Source organism: Corallococcus sp. AB032C, from assembly GCF_003668935.1.
GTDB classification, from domain to species: Bacteria; Myxococcota; Myxococcia; order Myxococcales; family Myxococcaceae; genus Corallococcus; species Corallococcus exiguus.
The window spans coordinates 43,768-60,045 of sequence record NZ_RAWP01000058.1 but is presented as its reverse complement, the minus strand read 5'-3'; the positions used below and the strand labels follow the sequence as shown (position 1 = coordinate 60,045).

General features: G+C 70.1%; 14 protein-coding genes. 9 read left to right on the top strand and 5 right to left on the bottom strand.

Going from position 1 to position 16,278, the window contains the following annotated elements; all coding sequences use genetic code 11:
• Window positions 1-77 precede the first annotated feature (77 nt).
• Together D7X99_RS24390 and D7X99_RS24385 are read left to right on the top strand one after the other, a co-directional pair.
• The gene (locus D7X99_RS24390; RefSeq protein ID WP_120599869.1) at window positions 78-314 is read left to right on the top strand and encodes a chaperonin; all 237 of its coding nucleotides are present in this window, start codon (window positions 78-80) and stop codon (window positions 312-314) included.
• A 60-nt stretch (window positions 315-374) separates the two neighbouring features.
• A complete protein-coding gene (locus tag D7X99_RS24385) occupies window positions 375-1,988 on the top strand; it encodes a phospholipase D-like domain-containing protein (RefSeq protein ID WP_169828184.1) in 1,614 nt (537 codons plus the stop codon).
• On the opposite strand, the gene D7X99_RS24380 is transcribed toward D7X99_RS24385, so the two are convergent.
• The 3 genes from D7X99_RS24380 to D7X99_RS24370 all read right to left on the bottom strand — a co-directional run bounded on the left by D7X99_RS24380 (window position 1,985) and on the right by D7X99_RS24370 (window position 5,161).
• Window positions 1,985-3,355 carry a hypothetical protein gene (locus tag D7X99_RS24380; protein WP_121779879.1) on the bottom strand — a complete coding sequence of 457 codons (1,371 nt, stop codon included), beginning with the start codon at window positions 3,353-3,355 and terminating at the stop codon, window positions 1,985-1,987. The genes D7X99_RS24385 and D7X99_RS24380 overlap by 4 nt on opposite strands.
• A gap of 104 nt (window positions 3,356-3,459) precedes the next feature.
• Window positions 3,460-4,047 carry a hypothetical protein gene (locus D7X99_RS24375; protein ID WP_121779878.1) on the bottom strand — a complete coding sequence of 196 codons (588 nt, stop codon included), beginning with the start codon at window positions 4,045-4,047 and terminating at the stop codon, window positions 3,460-3,462.
• 148 nt (window positions 4,048-4,195) lie between these two features.
• On the bottom strand, window positions 4,196-5,161 hold the full coding sequence (locus D7X99_RS24370) for a hypothetical protein (protein ID WP_121779877.1): 966 nt from the start codon (window positions 5,159-5,161) through the stop codon (window positions 4,196-4,198).
• A 200-nt stretch (window positions 5,162-5,361) separates the two neighbouring features.
• On the opposite strand from D7X99_RS24370, the gene D7X99_RS24365 reads away from it, so the two are divergent.
• The 5 genes from D7X99_RS24365 to D7X99_RS24345 all read left to right on the top strand — a co-directional run bounded on the left by D7X99_RS24365 (window position 5,362) and on the right by D7X99_RS24345 (window position 11,723).
• Window positions 5,362-5,742: a BlaI/MecI/CopY family transcriptional regulator gene (locus D7X99_RS24365; protein ID WP_120559023.1), complete on the top strand. Its 381-nt coding sequence runs from the start codon at window positions 5,362-5,364 to the stop codon at window positions 5,740-5,742.
• A gap of 8 nt (window positions 5,743-5,750) precedes the next feature.
• Entirely contained in the window at window positions 5,751-8,066 is a 2,316-nt protein-coding gene (locus tag D7X99_RS24360; RefSeq protein ID WP_216672022.1) for a M56 family metallopeptidase, read from the top strand.
• A gap of 86 nt (window positions 8,067-8,152) precedes the next feature.
• The gene (locus D7X99_RS24355; RefSeq protein ID WP_121779875.1) at window positions 8,153-9,868 is read left to right on the top strand and encodes an aldehyde dehydrogenase; all 1,716 of its coding nucleotides are present in this window, start codon (window positions 8,153-8,155) and stop codon (window positions 9,866-9,868) included.
• A gap of 52 nt (window positions 9,869-9,920) precedes the next feature.
• Window positions 9,921-11,096, top strand: coding sequence for a tetratricopeptide repeat protein (locus tag D7X99_RS24350; RefSeq protein ID WP_121779874.1), 1,176 nt, complete (start codon window positions 9,921-9,923; stop codon window positions 11,094-11,096).
• A 75-nt stretch (window positions 11,097-11,171) separates the two neighbouring features.
• Window positions 11,172-11,723: a hypothetical protein gene (locus D7X99_RS24345; protein WP_121779873.1), complete on the top strand. Its 552-nt coding sequence runs from the start codon at window positions 11,172-11,174 to the stop codon at window positions 11,721-11,723.
• Between the two features lie 14 nt (window positions 11,724-11,737).
• Here D7X99_RS24345 and D7X99_RS24340 read toward each other — a convergent pair whose 3' ends face one another.
• On the bottom strand, window positions 11,738-12,874 hold the full coding sequence (locus D7X99_RS24340; protein WP_121779872.1) for a cyclic nucleotide-binding domain-containing protein: 1,137 nt from the start codon (window positions 12,872-12,874) through the stop codon (window positions 11,738-11,740).
• On the bottom strand, window positions 12,871-14,460 hold the full coding sequence (locus D7X99_RS24335) for a sodium:proton antiporter (RefSeq protein ID WP_121779871.1): 1,590 nt from the start codon (window positions 14,458-14,460) through the stop codon (window positions 12,871-12,873). Before D7X99_RS24335 ends, D7X99_RS24340 begins: the two co-directional genes overlap by 4 nt.
• 168 nt (window positions 14,461-14,628) lie before the next feature.
• On the opposite strand from D7X99_RS24335, the gene D7X99_RS24330 reads away from it, so the two are divergent.
• The gene (locus D7X99_RS24330; RefSeq protein ID WP_121779870.1) at window positions 14,629-15,399 is read left to right on the top strand and encodes an ABC transporter ATP-binding protein; all 771 of its coding nucleotides are present in this window, start codon (window positions 14,629-14,631) and stop codon (window positions 15,397-15,399) included.
• On the top strand, window positions 15,396-16,199 hold the full coding sequence (locus tag D7X99_RS24325) for an ABC transporter permease (RefSeq protein WP_121779869.1): 804 nt from the start codon (window positions 15,396-15,398) through the stop codon (window positions 16,197-16,199). Before D7X99_RS24330 ends, D7X99_RS24325 begins: the two co-directional genes overlap by 4 nt.
• Window positions 16,200-16,278: the final 79 nt, after the last annotated feature.

Sequence of the window (16,278 nt, the reverse complement as noted above, 5' to 3'; positions counted from 1 at the left end):
GGACGGGGCAGGGGCAGCAAGGCAGCACGGCGGTACGGCACATCACGCAGACACTTCATCCTCGGAGAACGAAGACCATGGCGACCAAGACCCAGAAGCAGACCATCCAGCGCAAGGCCCGTCAGATGAAGGCGAAGACGGTGAAGGCCGTGTCCAGCGCCAGCAAGCAGGCGAAGCGCGTGCAGGTGACGCTCGGTGATCTGATCGCCGCGGCCTTCGACACCGTGGGAGGCGAGGCTCGCAAGGTGGCCAGGGTGGTCTCGTCCACCGACATGACGCTGGCGACCGGAAAGCACATTGTGTTCGTGGGGTGATGCTTCCGCCGGCCGGGCGCGGACGACAACAGGGATCCACTCCAGGGCCAGGTGAACGACGTGAAACCCATTCTCAACCCCGGACGCAATTGCTGGACGCGGACGGATACGCATGACGCGGGCGTGCTGGTGGACGCCCGGGACTACTACCGTGAGCTGTACAGGGCCATCCGGAAGGCCCGCCGCTCCATCGTCATCACCGGTTGGCAGTTCGACAGCGATGTGACGTTGCTGCGCGGTGAGGACCTGGAGGAGGCCAAGGGAGGAGAAGTCCGGCTGCTGCCACTGTTGGATGAGATGTGCCGGGAGAACCCGGAGCTGCACGTCTACATCCTCGCGTGGGACTTCAGCATGCTGCTCGCCATGGAGCGCGAGTGGATGCAGAACCTGCTGTTCAACTGGACGACGAACGAGCGGCTGCGCTTCCGCTTCGATTCCTCCAGCCCGCTCTACGGCGCTCATCACCAGAAGCTCGTCGTCATCGACGGCGTGATGGCGTTCACCGGCGGCATGGACGTGTGTGACTGCCGCTGGGACGACCGGGACCACCCCGCGCGTTCGACGCTGCGCTGCGACTCCGGCCGCGACCCGCACGGGCCGTACCACGACGTGCAGACGGTGCTGACGGGCCCCGCGGTGAAGCCGCTCGCGGAGCTGTTCGAGGCGCGCTGGGCGCACTCGGGCGGAGGCGAGCTCCACCTGGAGCCCGTGAGCCGCGACGACATGACTTTCGAAGCGACGATGCCCGCGCCTCCGGGCCCGGTGGCCATCAGCCGCACCTTCGGCAAGACGCTGCTGCCTCCGCAAGCGGAGGTGCAGGAGATCCGCGCGCTGTACGTGGACGCCATCGACGCGGCCGAGCGCTTCATCTACATCGAGAACCAGTACTTCTCTTCACGCGCCATCTACGACGCGCTCGTCAAACGCATGCGCGCGGCCGGACGGCCCCGGCTCCAGGTGATGCTGGTGCTGCCCCGTCAGCCGGAGGCGCTGCGCGAGCAGATCGCCATGGGCGTGGCCCAGGTGCGCCTGTTGCGCGCGCTGCGCGAGGTGGCCTCCGAAACGGGCCACGGCTTCGCGGTGTACGGCTCGGCGGCGAAGGACGAGGACGGCTCGGACGTCTTCACGTACATCCACTCGAAGGTGCTCATCGTGGATGACACCTTCATGACCATTGGCTCCGCGAACACGACCAACCGCAGCCTGGGGCTGGATTCGGAGCTCAACCTGAGCTGGGAAGCGGAAGCGCCTGGCGACGCCGTGTCGCGCGCCATCCGCCGCGTGCGCGTGTCGCTGATGGCGGAGCAGGCCGGCCTGGCTGGCGTGGCCGCGCTGCGCCCGCTGGTGGACGCGACGCACCTGGTGGAGATGTTGGACGGGCTGGCCCACGAGGGACAGCACCGGCTGCGTCCGCACCCGCTGGAGACGGTGTTCGACCAGAACCCGCTCTTCAAGCCGCTGGAGCCGGAGGAGTTCCTCATCGACCCGGAGGAGTCGGTGCTGGACGAGTCCCTCTTCGAGGCACTGCACAAGGGCGACGACGGCCTCTTCGCCTCCGGCGTGCGCCTGCTGTCGCGGTGGCTCGTGGGCAAGTCGTGCGAGACGGCGCGGCGGCACAGCGCCATCCTGCCCTGCGCTCCCTCCCAGGAAGAGGGCGGGACGGTGGGGAACTAGCGGCGGGCGAAGTCCACGCCCACGCCCGCGCCCGCGCTCACGCCTTGCACCAGCGTGCCGTCCGGCTGCGGGAAGGTCACCGTGGCGCCGGCGCCCCAGATGTACATGGCGGGCAGCACTCGCTGGCGGAACTCCGCCGCCACCGAGTAGCGGGGCTTGTCGCCCAGGCCCACCACCACCAGTCGCGCGATGCCTCGCGACTCTCCGCCCGGGGTGCTGAAGCTCAGGGACAGGTCGCCGTCCGCGCGGCCGAAGGCGGAGTACTCCACGGCGCCGCTGGCCACCACCTCCGGAGAGTCCGGTCCGTCGCCTCGCGCCACGGACAGCTCCAGGTAGCCGGAGAAGTCCTTGGGCACGCGCTGGTCGGCCTGGGGCTCCTCGGAGAGGCCCACGGCGGAGAAGCGCGACAGCTCGTAGCCCGCGCCGAAGTAGCCGAAGCGGAAGCCTCCGCCCTGCCGGCGCCCCTGCACGGTGACGCTCAGCTGGGTGCCCTTGAAGTTGCCCTCGAACGCGACGCCCAGCATGCCACCCACGTCCTGCGCGCCATCGTTGAGCCGCGCGCCGCCGGCGAGCAGGGCCCACGAGCGCAGCCGCTCGCCCTTGTACATGGCGAACTCGCCGCCCACCGACGCCACCGTGGCCTCCGGCGTCACTCCGCCGGCCTCGCCGAAGTCGTGCGCCGCCGAGGCGCGCACCAGGTACCGGTCGAAGTTCCCCTCGCTGTCGCTGGCGATGCGGCCGATGTCCAACAGCAGCTCGCCGGAGAACACGCGCGCGGCGAGCACGTCGCTGGCCAGCAGCTGCACGCGCGCGGGCCCCGCGGTGAATGACAGCGTGCCGCCCGCCGGGTGGTAGTTCGGGTTGAGCTGGTTGTCGTAGCGGTTCACCAGGTAGCCGCGCCCCAGCGACTCCTCCAGGAACGGCTGCACGCGCAGGCCGAAGCGGCCGGACTCGTCGCCAATGCGCAGCAGGCGCACCACCTGGCCGTAGTCGCTGCGCTCGTCCCAGTCCTCGCGCCGCAGCCACGCGCCGTAGTCGTCGTCCTTCTGCTTCGGCTCATTGTCCAGCAGCCGGAAGCGCAGCGGCGCGCCCAGCATGAAGGCGAAGTCCTCGCCGCCATCCACGCCCAGGGACGGGTAAGCGTAGCCGAACAGGTCCTGCTCCCCGCCTCGCGTCCCGGACGGGAAGCTCAGCGGCCCCACCTCCAGGAGCGCCCGGAAGCCGATGCCCTCCGAGGAACCCCCCGAGCTCCCCGAGGACTCCGGCGCGGAGTACGTCTCCTGCTGCGGATCATTGGGGACCTCCTCGATGCTGGAGGACTGGGAGTGAAGCAGGGCGATGAGGGCCACGAAGGGAGCACCAGTCATTGGTGCTCACTCTAGTTGGCGCGGCGCGGGCTGGACAGACGAATACCCGGGACGACCCGCGAGCGGGCTTTCCCGGGTATCCGCCCTCGCGTGGGGCGCGATGACTAGTTCGTGGGATCCGGCGTGGCGTCCGTGTCCACCTTGGAGCTGTCCGTGCTGGGGGCGTCCACGTCGCCGTTGAGGGCGCCGGATTCGGTCTCCTCGCTCACGTCGCTCTTGCCGTCGGTGCTCAGGTCGCCGGAGCCGCCGGTGCCCAGGTTGCCCTTCTCACTGGGGTTGCGGTTCTGGTTCACCGCGCCTGCGGGCACCTGCGAGTCGCCCAGGTCGGTGGGCGTGTTCTGCTGGACGTCCCACTTCTGGCCGTCGCCGGTCTTCACGGCTTCGTGCGCGGCGCCGGAGCCGCCGGTGGCCTCGCCGTCGTAGACGGTGGGCGCGTCCTTGCGGTCGCGCTTCTCCAGGTCGCTCACGTTGCCCGTCTCACCGGGCAGCTCCGTGGAGCGTGAGGTGTCAGCGGGGTCGATGCTCCCGCTGGTGCCATCCGTGGTGTCCGGGTTGGCGGACGTGGTGCCCGCGCTGCCCGAGCCGCCCACGGCACCGGCTTCCGGTGACGAGGCCTCGCGCGTGGTGGCGTTGTGGCTGGCGCAACCGTACAGCGACAGGGCGGCGATCGCCGCGAACAGAGGGAGCTTCATGGGAAATCTCCGTGTGTGTCGGGTTTGAAGTCGGCTGCCAGAAATCTGGTTGCCCTTCCGACAGAGACAAGGACACACACGGTCCTCTGCTACCCGACCCTTACCTGAGCGACCGGGCGAGCGGGCGCTCAGGTGCTGGTCAGGTGACTCAGGCCTTCCTGCGCTTCTTCGACGAGGACGGTCCGGGGTCGGTGTCGGCGGCGTCCGCCTTGCGCTTGTCGCCGACCTTCGCCGTCTCCTTGCTGCTGGACATGGCCTCGCCCTTGTCATCCAGGGTGAAGAGGCGCTCCTTGGTGAGGAGCCGGTCCGGGCCGAAGGTCTGGTGCGCCTGGAAGAGGCGCTCGGCGCGCTCCGTGGGCTTGCCCTTCGCGTCCAGCGGCGTGTCGAAGCCGGTGCTGATCTTCGTGTTCTGCGTCCGGTTGCCCAGGCGCAGGTTGCCCGGCGAGTCGAAGGTGTCCTTCAGCACGTCCTTGTAGGCGCCGAAGCGCGTGTCCTGATCAGGCCCCTGCATCGCGGTGAGGGTGTTCTGGAGCGCGCCGTTGCGCTTCCCCTGCACCTGCGCCGGAGTCAGCTCGCCCTTGCGTTCGGCGAGCGTGGCGCGCGAGTAGCCCTGCATGCGGCCCACGCCCGCGGCCTGCTGCGCCAGGCCCTTTCGCAGCTGCTTCTGGGCCTTGGCCACGTCCGCGGGGTCGGTGGCCGTGCTCAGCTTCTCCTTGGCGGCGTTCGTGTTCTTCACGCCCTCCTTGAACTGGAGCGTCTCGTGGTTGAGGACGTTCTGGCCGGTGCCGGAGGCGATGACGTGGTTGATGCTGGACGCCGGCGCCTTGTTCTTCGCGCTCCCCGCGACCAGCGCCTCCTGCTCCGTCAGCGGACGCCCGGAGGCCTTCGCCGCCTTCGTGTACGTGGTGTGTGAATCGCTGTACTGGGTCAGGCGGTTCAGCGAGTTCTGCGGAGTCTTCGCCGTGCCGTGCTCGCCGTAGTGCTGGGTGAGCTTCTGCTGCTGCTTCGGGGTCAGGTCCGCGGTGGGGCCGTACTTCACCTGCTCGCCCACCTTCGTGGAGTTGTTGCCGACCTTGAACTGCGTCTGGCTCAGCTTGGGGCCAATGCCTTTCATCTTCGACTGCCTTTCGTTGACGCACCCGGCCGGAGGGGACGGTGGGGTGCGTCATGGGGGAGAGGGGAGCCTAGGAAACTAAAGGGTATCTGTCCCTGCGGGAGATCCCTGATGCCCTCCGAAGACACCCGCTTGACTACGGCTGTAGTCAGGCGTACCTTGCTTTCTGACTACAGCTGTCGTCACGAAGGGCAGGGCGCATGAAGAAGCCGGTGGGAGAGCAGGAGCTGGCGGTGCTGCGGTACGTGGCCGAGCACGGTCCGGCGACGGTGGGCGAGGTGGCCGAGCGCTTCGGTGAGGCGCAGGGCCTGGCGCGCTCCACCATCCTGACGGTGATGGAGCGGCTGCGGCTGAAGGGGTACCTGACCCGTTCGAAGGTGGATGGGGTGTTCCAGTACGCCTCGCCGGTGGCGACGCAAGAGCTGCTGCGCGACGTCGTAGGGAACTTCGTGCAGCGCACGCTCTCCGGGTCACTGTCGCCGTTCGTGACCTACCTGTCGGAGACGGAGGACGTGTCCGACGAAGAGCTGAAGCAGCTCCAGGACGTCGTGGCGCGCCTGCGCCAGAAGCGGAAGGAGTAAGCCCCGTGATGACTCTCATGACCTCGCCGTGGTGGTCGTCGTGGTCGGAGTCGGTGTGGCGCGCCTCGTGGCAGGGGGCGCTGTGCGCGCTGGCCGTCTGGGTGCTGGCCCGGACGGTGCCGCGCCTGCCCGCAGCCCTGCGCGCCGGCCTCTGGTGGCTGGTGGCGCTCAAGTTCGTGCTCACGCTGGGCTGGCCCAAGCCCATGCCGCTGGCGCTGCTGCCCGTGGAGTCCACGCCCGCGCAATCCCAGACGGTCCACGTGGAAGGCGCGCAATCCCAGACGCCGGGGCGGACGGTCATGGTGCTCACGGCGCCCGATGCGGCCGTGCTCATGCAGGTGTCGCCGCAAGGGCAGACACCGGCTTACGTGGAGGGCCCCTCGGCCGGGGCGCGGGTCGCCTCGTTCTTCAAGAGCGCGGTGGCGTCGCTCCGCGCGCATTCGTGGACGGTGGGCGGAGTGTGGGCGCTGCTCGTCCTGTGGGGCGCGGGCGTGGCGTGGAAGGTGCGGGGCCACGTGCTGGCGTGGCGTCAGGTGCAGGGCATGCGGGAGCGCGCGCGGCCCTTGCGTCACCCGGTGCTGGAGGAGGAGGCGGAGTTCCTCGCGAATGAAGCGGGCCTGCGCCGTCCGCCCACGCTGCTCGTGTCGGACGAGGTGGTGAGCCCGCTGGCCGCGGGGCTGGTGTCGCCGGTCATCGTGCTGCCCGCGAAGGCGCTGCGTGATTTGCCGGAGGACTCGCTGCGGATGGCGCTGGCGCATGAAGTGGCGCACCTGCGGCGCGGGGACCTGTGGCTGGGCTGGGTGCCGGCGCTGGCGGAGACAGTCCTCTTCTTCCACCCGCTCGCGCGCCAGGCGGCCCGTGAGTACGCGCTCGCACGGGAAGAGGCGTGCGACGCGGAGGCGCTGCGCCTCACCGGCGCGGAGCCCGCGGACTACGGCGAATTGCTCATCGCCTTTGGCATCACCCGGCCCCCAGGCAGCGCAGCGGCGCTCGGGGCGTCGGCTCACCTTCACGCGCTGCACAGGAGGCTCCGCATGCTGGAACATGTCGACGTCGTCCCCACGCAACCCCGCCGGTGGCTGAAGGGTGCGCTGTTCGCCCTCGGCGCCGTGGTCCTGATGCCCTTCCAGGTCGTCGCCAAGGCGCCCGCGGAGAGCACCACTCCCGCCGCCAAGGACGCGACCCCCGCCCCCGTCCGGGTGGGTACCGTCCGGTACCTGCCCGAGGACGCCGCGCCGGCCCCCAGGCCGACCGTCGCCTCGCGAACCACCGCGACGCCGGCCCCTGACGCGAAGCCGTCGCCCGCGCCGAAGCCGACCGTGGTGGTGCACACCGCGAAGGCGCCCGGCACGCCCGATGACGCGCCGCCGTTGCCGCCGCTGCCCGCGCTGCCTCCGCCCACGCCGGGGAAGCCGACCACGCGGATTGTCACCACGCACGCCCCGCCCACCGCGCCCGCGCCCATCCCGGACAATGACAGGCTGGCTCCGGTGCCGCCCGCGCCGCCCGCGCCGCCGGTCGGTGGCAGGGCCACCCCGCCGGTGCCTCCCGCGCCTCCGGTCCGGGGTGCGCTGTCCCCGGTGGCGCCCATGGCCCCCATGCTCGCGGCCGCGCCGCGTCCTCCCGCGCCGCCCGCGCCTCCTCCGGACATGGACATCGAGGACGGCGACACCTTCGCGTACCTCTCCGACGGCCGCACGATGATGGCCGGCAGCACGGACGACCTGTACCTGGCGCGCACCTTCAAGCAGCAGGGCAAGGACCTGCTCTTCGTGCGCCGCGACAACAAGCCCATGCTGATCCGCGACGCGAAGACGCTGGAGCAGGTGCGCAACCTGATGGAGGACGACCGGAAGCTGGGCGATGCGCAGGGCGCGCTCGGTGAGAAGCAGGCGGCCCTGGGCGCGCAGCAGGCCGCGCTGGGCCAGAAGCAGGCGGAGCTGGGCTATCCCATGTCGCAGATCGCCGCGAAGCACGCCGCCATCGCCTCCAAGCGCGCGGAGATCGCCATGGAGCGCGCCCGCCTCCATTCACTCGGAGACAGCCCCGATCGCGACCGCAAGGAAGAGGAACTCGACAAGCGCGACGAGTCCTTCGACCAGGAGCTGGAGGGCCTGGACAAGCAGCAGGAGGAGCTCAGCGAGAAGATGGAGGCGCTCGGCGAGAAGATGGAGGCGCTCGGCGAGGAGCAGGGGAAGCTCGGTGAGCAGCAGGGGAAGCTGGGCGAGCAGCAGGCGGCGCGCAGCCGCGAGAACATGAAGAAGGTGATGGCCGTCATCGACGAGGCCATCCGCAAGGGCCTGGCCGAGCCTCTGCCCACCTGAGGACGGAGGGCGCGGCCCCTCGGTGACGGCGCACGCGGGGGTTCCCTATACCGGGACCCGGTGTGAAGCCTGTCTCGGAGGTCGCCATGTCCGCCGCCGTCCCGCAGCACACGTCACGCACCACCATCGACATCCTGGTGCGCCGGGTCCGTGAGGGCTCGAGCGCGTGGGCGAAGCTCGCCCTGACGGAGCGCATCCGGCTCCTGGAGGACCTGCGCCACGCGTACGTCGCCATCGCGGAGCCCAGCGTGCGCGCGGCCTGCGAGGCGAAGGGAATCGACCCCGGCGGTCCACTCGCGGGTGAGGAGTGGCTCGCCGGGCCCATGGTGGTGGTGCGCAACCTGCGGCTGCTCTCGGACGCGCTGAAGGACATCCAGAAGCACGGCGCGCCCGTCATCCCCGCGAAGCACCTGCGCACGCTGGAGGACGGGCGGCTCGCCGCGCGGCTGTTCCCCCGGGACAGGCTGGAGGGGATGCTCCTGCCCGGCACCACGGGCGAGGTCTACTTCCAGCCCGGCGTCACCGCGGCCAACCTGCGCGAACACCAGGCGTCCTTCTACCGAAAGCCCCACAAGGGCCGGGTCTGCGCGGTGCTGGGCGGCGGCAACGTCAACTCCATCCCGCCCATGGACTGCCTCTACAAGCTCTTCGTCGAGGGCACCGCCTGCGTGCTCAAGATGAACCCCGTCAACGCGTACCTGGGCCCGTTCCTGGAGCAGGCCTTCGCGCCGCTCATCGCGCGAGACGCGCTGGCCATCGTGTACGGCGGCGCGGAGGAGGGCGCGCAGTTGGTCCACCACGACGCGGTGGACGAGATTCACATCACCGGCAGCGACAAGACCCACGACGCACTCGTGTGGGGCCCGCCCGGCCCGGAGTCCGACGAGCGCCGGAGGAAGAACGAACCGCTGCTCGCGAAACACGTCTCCAGCGAGCTGGGCAACATCTCCCCCGTGGTGGTGGTGCCGGGGCCGTACTCGGACGGTGAGCTGCGCTTTCAAGCGGACGACATCGCCGGCATGGTCGCCAACAACGCGTCCTTCAACTGCAACGCGGCGAAGCTGCTGGTGCAGCCGAAGGATTGGCTCCAACGCGGCACGCTGATGGACCGCATCCAGGCGAGCCTGGGCCATGCGCCCGTGCGCCGCGCGTACTACCCGGGCGCGCAGGAGCGCTGGCACCAGTTCACGGATGCACGCCCGAACCTGCGGCTGGTGGGCAACCCCGGCGAGGGCGACCTGGCCTACGCGTTGATTCCAGACGTGGATCCCTCGAAGACGGACGACCGCGTCTTCCGCAACGAGCCCTGGTGCACGGTGCTGTCTGAGACGGGCCTGCCGGGCTCCGACGAACCGGTGGCCTTCCTGGAGGCCGCGGTGGCGTTCCTCAACGAGAAGGTGTGGGGCACGCTGAACGTGACGCTCATCGTCCACCCGAAGACGATGCGGGATCCGAGGGTGCGCGCGGCGGTGGAGAAGGCGGTGCGGGATTTGCGCTACGGCACGGTGGCCCTCAACACCTGGCCCGCGGCGGCGTATGCGCTGGGCAGCATGCCCTGGGGCGGCCATCCGTCCGCGTCGGCCCGGGACATCCAGAGCGGGCAGGGCTGGGTGCACAACACGTTCATGCTGGAGTCCATCGAGAAGGCGGTGTTGCGCGCCCCGCTCACGTCGCTGCCCTCGCCCCCGTGGGTGCCGGGTCACAAGGGCGTGGCGGCGCTGGGCCGCCGGTTGGTGGAATTCGAGCAGTCCCCGTCCTGGTGGAAGGTCCCCGGTGTCGCACTGGCCGCGCTGCGCCGGTAGGGGCAGGCGGGGAGGCGGGGATTCTGGAGGCTCGTGGTAGGTAAGGGGGACCATGGCATCCAGGTACGCGCAAGAGGGTGGGCAGTCGCTCCAGCAGGGTCAGCCGGCGGAGGCGGTGAAGAGCTTCCAGAAGGGCCTCTCCATCGACCCGAAGGACGTGGACTGTCTGATGGGCCTGGTGCGCACCCACCTGAGCACCGGCGCCGCGAAGGAGGCGGAAGGCGCAGTGACGCGCCTTCTGCAGGTGCAGCCGGACAACACGGAGGCGCAGGCGCACCTGGCCATGCTCAAGGCGCAGGCCGGAGACCCCGTGGCGCTGGTGACGCTCAAGGCGCTGGCCGCCGCGCCCACCGCCGGCTACTTCGAGCGCTTCAACCTGGGCACGCTCCTGGCCGAGCGCGGTGACCTGGAGGGCGCGAAGGCCGCCTTCGAGGCCGCGCAGGTGGTAGCGCCCCACAGCGTCTATCCGCACTTCGAGCTGGGCCGCATCGCGGTGCTGCGCAAGGACACGGCGGCGGCGGTGACGCACTTCCAGCAGGCCTCGGCGCTGGCGCCCCAGGAGGCCCTGCCGCACCTGATGCTGTCGCGCGCGCACGCGGCGAACGGCGCCATCGGGGCAGCCATCGCGGCGGCCACGCGGGCGCTCGAGAACGCGCAGGGCCGTACGCGCGTGGCGGTGTTGCAGGACCTCTTCCGCCTCTACCTCCAGGCCAACAGCAAGGACTCGGCCCGCCGCACCATCCTGGAGCTGCGCGAGCTGGATCCGGCGCAGGTCCGCTACGTCCACCTGCACGGCCTGGCGAGCATGCTGGCCGGGGAGCTGGCGGAGGCGAAGGCCCTCTTCGCGGAGGCCCTCGAGCGCGCTCCGAACCAGTGGGACATCCGTCACTCGCTGGCGCAGGCGCACGAGGCGCTGGGCGAGCGCGCCGAGGCCCGCAAGCTCCTGGAGGAGACCGTGGCGGTGGTGCCCCACGAGCCCGGCCCCACCAACGACCTGGTGCGCCTGCTGATGGGAGACCAGGACCACGCGCGGGCCCGCGTGCTGCTGGAGCGGGTGCTGGAGGCGAACCCCCAGGACGCGCTCACGCACCTGAACCTGGCGCGCGCCACCCAGCCGTTCGACCGGGCGGAAGCCACCCGGCACGCCAAGCAGGCGCAGTCGCTGGGCACGGCGGACGCCACCGTGAAGGACCAGGCGGCGCAGCTCCTCACGGAGCTGAGCGGCTGACGCACCCCGTCTTCCCCTGTCCCAGGCCCGTGCCTAACTTCAGGCGCGGTCCGAGAGCGGGCAGGGGGACGACGCATGCGCAAGGCGGAGCAGGCATTGATCGAGCAGCTGGAAGCGCGCTTCCGGGAAGTGACGCGGCTGCTCTACACGACGTCCATCCCCGCGTCGGTGCTGGACGCGGAGCTGCTGCCGATGATGGCGGAGGACGTCACCTTCACCGACCCCTGGCAGAAGGGGGGCGGCAAGGAGACGTACCGCAAGGGCGCGGCGGGCTTCCACTGCATGTTCCACTTCGACTTCGACATCTTCCAGCTCAACGTCCAGCTGGAGCCGGATGGGAAGAGCGGGCGGGCCATCGTGGACGGGGTGATGAACCTCAAGCAGTTCGCGTGGCTCTACACGTACCCGCTGCGCACGCTGCTCGTGTACGACTTCACGCTCCAGCGCGGCGAGGACGGCGGTGAGGTGTTGCCGCTCATCCACGCGCACGAGGAGATGTGGAGCTTCGGCGACATGATCGCCAACGTGCCCGGCGTGGGTGCGCTCTATGACCGCTTCCGCAACGCCTTCAGCGTGGGCTTCCTGGCGGCGTCCGCGGTGTGCGGGCGCCTCAAGCGGTCCACGTAGCGCACCTGTCTTTCTCAGCGGCCGAACAGCCCGCGCCGCTTCGTCTGCTGTGCCTGCCCGCCCAGCCGTGACAGGCGTTGGCCCAGGATGCGGCTCATCTCCAGCGCGACGGCGGGGTTGGCCATCATGACGCCGCGGAAGTCCTCGCGGCCCACGGCGGCCAGCTCGCACGGCGTGGCGGTGACGGCGGTGGCGTTGCGTGGCTCGCCCGTGAGCAGGGCCAGCTCTCCGAAGAAGCCGCCCTGCTTCACCGTGGCCACCGTCTGCCGTGAGCCGTCCTTCATGGCCACCTCGCCGGAGATGACCACGTAGAACGTCTCGCCCGCGTCGCCCTGGCGGAACAGCTCCGTGCCCGCGGGCGTCTGGAGCAGCTCCGCGCCGCGCGCCACCGCCTCCAGCTCGTCGTCATTCAGGGGCGCCAGGAAGTCCAGCTTGCGCAGCGTCTGCGCCAGCGTTGAAGCGAGGCCCGCGCCCAGCGGCGGCTCGGACGTGAGGAACTCCACCGCCTTCGCCACCTGCGTGCGGCGCGCCACGAGGATGACGTTGTGCCCGGCCTTCAGCTGCGTGTTGCCCTCCGGCAGCGCGGTGTGGCCCTGCGGATCCACGAACGCGATGAAGATGCACTCGCGCGGGAAGCCCTCCATGCCGCGCACCTGCGCCACCGTCTGTCCCGCCACCCGGGCGCGGACGGGGATGGCCAGCTCGAAGAGGAGCGCGTCGCCGCTGCTGAGCGGCAGCGACCCGGACACCTGCGGGAAGTCGATGGCGGTGGTCATCTTCGCCACCACCACGTCCGCCTCCGCCACCAGCTCCTTCACGCCCGCCAGCCGGTATGCGTCGCGGTAGTTCGTGTCCAGCATACGCACCATCAGGCGCGCGCTGGACGTGGCGCGCACCAGCATGGCGAACGCGAGGTTCGCAGGGTCGTGCGCGAGCACCGCCGCCGCCACGTCCGCCGTCCCGATGCCCGCCGCCTCCAGCACGCGCGGGTTGGTGGCGTCCCCGCACACCGTCACCACGCCCACCTCTTCAAAGAGGCGCGAGCAGATGCCCGCGTCGCGTTCGATGACCGTCACCGAGTGCTGCTCCGACACGAGCCGCGCCGCCAGCGCGCCGCCCACCCGTCCTCCCCCCGCGATGACGATCTTCATGACGCCTTGTGCTCCTTGCCTTCCGAATTCGCGTGCCCGCCGTGCAGCACCTTCTCCAGGTCCAACATCCGCCCATCCAGGTGCGCCAGCATCTCCTCCGCTGTCGCCTCCGGAATCAGCCCGTTGCGCCGGGCCCCCTGCAACGCCGTGCGCTCCGCGTCGATGAGCCGCCGCCGCGTGCTCAAGAGGTCCTTCGCGCCTTCCGCCAGGTGCTGCTCGCTGATGCGCCGCAGCTCCCGCTCCGCCCGGGCGATGTTCACCTGATACTCGCTGCGCAGGTGCTCATAGGCCGCGCGCGGCAGCAGGCCCTGCGAGTGCAACGCCTCCAGCTCCACGTGCGCCGCGCGGCTGGCGATGAGCTTCCCGCGTTGTTCCGCCATCTCCAGCGCCACCGCGTCCTGCTGGAACAGCCCCAACGCCTTGAGCGCGCCCGTGAGCATCAACCCCTGGCCCACCATGGACACCAGCGTGACGCCGAACGCGATGGAGACAATCTGCTCGCGCGCGGGCGTATTCTCCGGAAGACCCAACGCCAGACCGATGGACAGCGCGCCCTTGATGTTGCCCAACAGGAACACGTGCTGCCAGCGCAGCGGGATGGTCTCCGCGGGCTTGAACAGACGCAGCAGCAGGAAGGGCAGGTAGATGGCCACCGCGCGCCCCAGCACCACCGCCACCACCGCGATGCCCACGCCCGGCAGGTGCCCCTGGAGCGCCTCCGGCCGCGTGTCCAGACCCACGGAGAGGAAGAGGAACGTGTTGACGCCGAAGGTGGCGTACTCCCAGAAGGAGTGGATGGCCACCTGGCTCTGTGGCGGCACCTCCCGCCGCAACGTCACGCCCACCGCCAACCCCGCCACCACCGCGGAGATGGCGCCTGACAGGTGCACCTCTTCCGCCATCACGTAGGACGCCAGCGCCACCGCCGTCGTCACCATGATCTCCGCGAGCGGATCCTCCGCGCGCCGGATGATGAAGCCTCCCAGGAGTCCCAGCGCCAGGCCCACCACCGCGCCGCCCACCGACGCGAGCAGCACATGGCCGCCCAGCGACCCCAGCGAGGGCGCCATACCGCCCGCCACCACCGCCGCGATGGCCGTGTACGCCACCAGCGCGGTGCCGTCGTTGAAGAGGCTCTCACCTTGAATGATGCCCGCCAGCCGCCCGGGCACTGGCGCGCGGCGGAAGGCGTAGAGGATGGACACCGTGTCCGTCACCGCGAGGATGGAGCCCAGCAGCAGCGCGGGCCCCCACGCCAGGTGCAGCATCCAGTGCAGCGCGGCGCCGGTGGCGCCAATGGCGAGCACCATCCCCAGCGTGGACAGCAGGCCAATGGGGACCGCGTTCGCGCGGATGCCATTGAGGTCCGCCATGATGCCGCCCTCGAAGAGCAGCAGAGGCAGGCATATGAGGAAGACCACCTGCGGGTTGAGCGGGGGCACGCCCGGCATCAGGTGTGCGACGGAGATGAGCAGGCCACCAAGCACCAGCGCGACGTTGTACGGCACGCTGGCCCGCTTGGCGGCGATGGCAAGCGCGATGGCTGCCACCATCAGGCCGATTAAAATAGGTACTTCCAGCAGCACGGCGACTCCACTGGGACCAGGAAGGGGCGCGAAGCTTTCCAGATTCGCGCGGACCGTGCACGGGCACCGTCCGCTTTTCGTCTCCGGGCCCCGAGGCCCCGCCCGCCTGCCTCCCGCCGGAAGTGCGCCCTGGCGGCGAGACGTCCGCGTGGTACAGCAAGCACCCAGATGAAATCCGGCTCGCTGGACACCCTGGTTCTCTCCGTCACGGCCCTGCGCAAGACCTACGGCGCCCACACGGCAGTGGACGGCATCTCCTTCCACGTGCGCCGCCGCGAAATCGTGGGGCTCCTGGGACCCAACGGCGCGGGCAAGAGCACCACCATCAACATGCTCCTGGGCGTGCTCCAGCCCACCTCCGGCACCATCGCCATCGAAGGCACCGACCTGGAGACCCAGCGGGTGAAGGCCCTGTCCCGCACCAACTTCGCCGCCGTCTACTCGCCCCTGCCCGGCAACCTCACCGTGGCCCAGAACCTGCGCGTCTTCGGCCTCATCTACGGCGTGAAGGGGCTGTCCGCCCGCATCGAGACGCTGCTGGAGGAGTACGACCTGAAGCGCTTCCGAGACACCAAGTGCGGCGTGCTTTCCTCCGGCGAGCAGACGCGCGTGTCCCTGGCCAAGGCCATGCTCAACGAGCCGCGCCTGCTGCTGTTGGACGAACCCACCGCGTCGCTGGATCCGGCCACGGCGCTGGACATCCGCACCCGCATCAAGGCCTTCGCCGCCACGGGCAACAGCAGCGTGCTGTGGACGTCCCACAACATGTACGAGGTGGAGTCCGTCTGCGACCGCGTCCTCTTCCTGGCGCGCGGCCGGGTGCTGCTGGAGGGCGACCCGAAGACGCTGCCCCGCGAGCACGGCAAGGCGTCACTGGAGGAGCTGTTCATCGCCGTGGCCAACGAGCCGCTGGCGCTGGAGAGGAACGAAGCGCCATGAACCTGAACCACGTCGCGGGCATCGCGCTGCGCCAGTTCTATCTCTACAAAGGCAACCTCGCGCGCGTGGTGCCGCTGTTCGCCTGGGTGGCCGTGGACATGGTGCTGTGGGGCTTCATGACCCGGTACCTCAACCAGGTCACGTCCTCCGGCTACGACTTCGTGCCGGCGCTCCTGGGCGCGGTGCTGCTCTGGGACTTCTTCGCGCGCGTGATGCAGGGTTTGACGACGGGCTTCTTCGAGGACGTCTGGTCGCGCAACTTCCTCAACGTCTTCGCCGCGCCGCTCACGCTGACGGAGTACGTGAGCGGCCTGGTGCTGACGAGCATCGTGACCAGCGCCATTGGCCTCGTCGTCATGCTGCTGTTGTCCACCACGGTGTTCGGCCTGTCCTTCGCCGCCTACGGGGTGATGTTCATCCCCTTCGTGATGGTGCTGTTCCTCTTCGGCATCGCGCTGGGCATCCTCAGCAGCGCGATGGTCTTGAGGTTGGGCCCCGCGTCCGAGTGGTTCGTCTGGCCCATCCCCAGCCTGCTGTCCCCGTTCGTGGGCGTCTTCTACCCGCTGTCCACGCTGCCGGAGTGGATGCAGTGGGTGGCGAAGCTGCTGCCCCCGTCCTACGTCTTCGAGGGCGTGCGCACGCTGGTGGCCGGCGGCGAGTTCTCCGGCGCCACGCTCGGCTGGGGCTTCGCGCTGGCGCTCCTGGACATCGTGCTGGCGGGCTGGGTGTTCCAGCGGGTCTACCGCTACGCGGTGCGCACGGGCCTGCTGGCCCGCTACAGCGCGGAGAGCGTGAGCTGACGCCGGACGCGCAGGAGCAGGCGTCGGGAGCGCATGGCGACAATCGAGCGTTGGTGAACGCGGCCTACCGACCCGGAAG